Source organism: Paraburkholderia mimosarum LMG 23256 = NBRC 106338 (assembly GCF_000739815.1).
Lineage (GTDB): Bacteria > Pseudomonadota > Gammaproteobacteria > Burkholderiales > Burkholderiaceae > Paraburkholderia > Paraburkholderia mimosarum.
In genome coordinates, this window is sequence record NZ_BBJJ01000268.1 from 1 (window position 1) to 1,727 (window position 1,727).

2 protein-coding genes are annotated in these 1,727 nt (G+C 55.9%); one reads left to right on the forward strand and one right to left on the reverse strand.

What is annotated here, in order from left to right:
* Positions 1–40: 40 nt before the first annotated feature.
* Complete coding sequence (locus BMI01S_RS37250) at positions 41–475, reverse strand: hypothetical protein (protein ID WP_028233112.1); 435 nt, start codon at positions 473–475, stop codon at positions 41–43.
* Between BMI01S_RS37250 and BMI01S_RS37255 the strand changes: the two genes are divergently transcribed.
* On the forward strand, positions 474–1,721 hold the full coding sequence (locus BMI01S_RS37255) for an ISL3 family transposase (RefSeq protein WP_042293342.1): 1,248 nt from the start codon (positions 474–476) through the stop codon (positions 1,719–1,721). The two genes, BMI01S_RS37250 and BMI01S_RS37255, sit on opposite strands and share 2 nt — an antisense overlap.
* Positions 1,722–1,727 lie beyond the last annotated feature (6 nt).

The window sequence follows — 1,727 nt, forward strand, 5'->3', positions numbered from 1 at the left end:
GGATCGTCGGCGGAATCTATGGGTGAATTATTGTGCGCGGCTAGCCAGATGAAGCTCGATTCCGATACTTATAGAGCTTGCGACATGTTGCATCGAAGGAATCCTGTTCGGACTCGGAGATAGCTGGCCATATTAGGGGGCCGCCATCTTCTTCGATGAGTTCGTCCAGAAGAGTTTCCAACGGGATGGCAAGGCGATCGGGATCTTCATGGCGGCGTCGAATCATTTCGCCGCCGAGCATCCAGATGTGATCGCGGTGCCGAAGCAATGTCTTGCGTACATATCCCGAGGTCAGGAGATGCTCAAGGAAAGGCGTGAGTATGGCAACGATTTCCCGTCCAGTCGAAATGTCTTCGTCATCGACTCGCCACGACGCAGGCCAGTTGTGCAGATCTGGGACGTACTGCGCGAGCGTTTGCTGTTCATCGGCGACAATGGCGGGTTTGTCCTTGCCGGTTCTGTGCTTGCTAACCATGTTGTTGACCCGTCTGCTTAACGCCTGCCATCATTTCCCCGGTTTTGTATATGAAGATGCGCGGCTGTGCGAAGCAACCCAATCCATCGAGATCGACGTTCGGCCGCGAAAGGGTTCGAAGCCGATTTGCTCATGCTGTAACCAGCCTGCGCGGGGCTACGACTTGCTCACACAGCGCCGCTTCGAGTTTATCCCCGTCTGGGGCTTTGCCGTATTTCTGCTCTATACCATGCGACGCGTCGATTGCCGTGCCTGCGGCGTGAAGGTCGAGGCTTTGCCGTGGGCCAATGGCAAGCACACGCTCACCCGCGCTTACATGATCTTCCTGGCGCAATGGGCTCGCAAGCTGTCCTGGAAAGAAACCGCACTCAGCTTTCGAACCAGCTGGGAGAAGGTCTACAACGCAGTGCAATGGGTGGTCGAGTGGGGGCTGAATCACCGCGAACTTGGAACAATCAGCGCTTTCGGTGTCGATGAGATCCAGTACGGGAAAGGACACAATTACCTCACGCTTGTCTACCAGATCGAGGCCGGGTGCACGCGGCTGCTCTGGGTCGGGCAGGAGCGCACGAAGGACAGCTTTGCGAAGTTCTTTGCCATGATCGGACAGGAGCTGTGCGAGAAGGTCGAGTTTGTCTGCTCGGACATGTGGAAACCCTATCTCGAAATGATCGAGCGTCATTGCCCGAACGCCCTGAATATCCTCGACCGCTTTCACATCGTTGCCAAGATGAACAAGGCCATCGATGAAGTTCGTGCCGACGAGGCCCGGCGCATGACCCGCGACGGTTATGAGCCCGTGCTCAAGAAATCCCGCTGGTGCCTGCTCAAGCGGCGCGAGAATCTCACCGGCAAGCAACGCGTTCGCCTGCGAGACTTGCTTCAGTACAACCTGCGCAGCGTGCGGGCCTATCTGCTCAAGGAAGAGTTCCAGCAACTCTGGGACTATAGCTCTCCCACATGGGCGGGAAAGTTCCTTGATCAATGGTGCACCGACGTCATGCGTTCACGCATCGAGCCAATGAAGAAGTTTGCCCGCACGGTGCGCACCCACCGGGAGCTGATTCTTAACTATTTCCGGGCAAGAAAACAGTTCTCCAGCGGCGTGATCGAGGGGTTGAACAACAAAGCCAAAGTGACCATGAGAAAAGCGTACGGTTTCCGAACCTTCAAGGCGACAGAAATCGCGCTTTATCATGCACTTGGAAAACTACCCGAGCCTCCGAGCACCCATAGTTTTTACTGACGAACC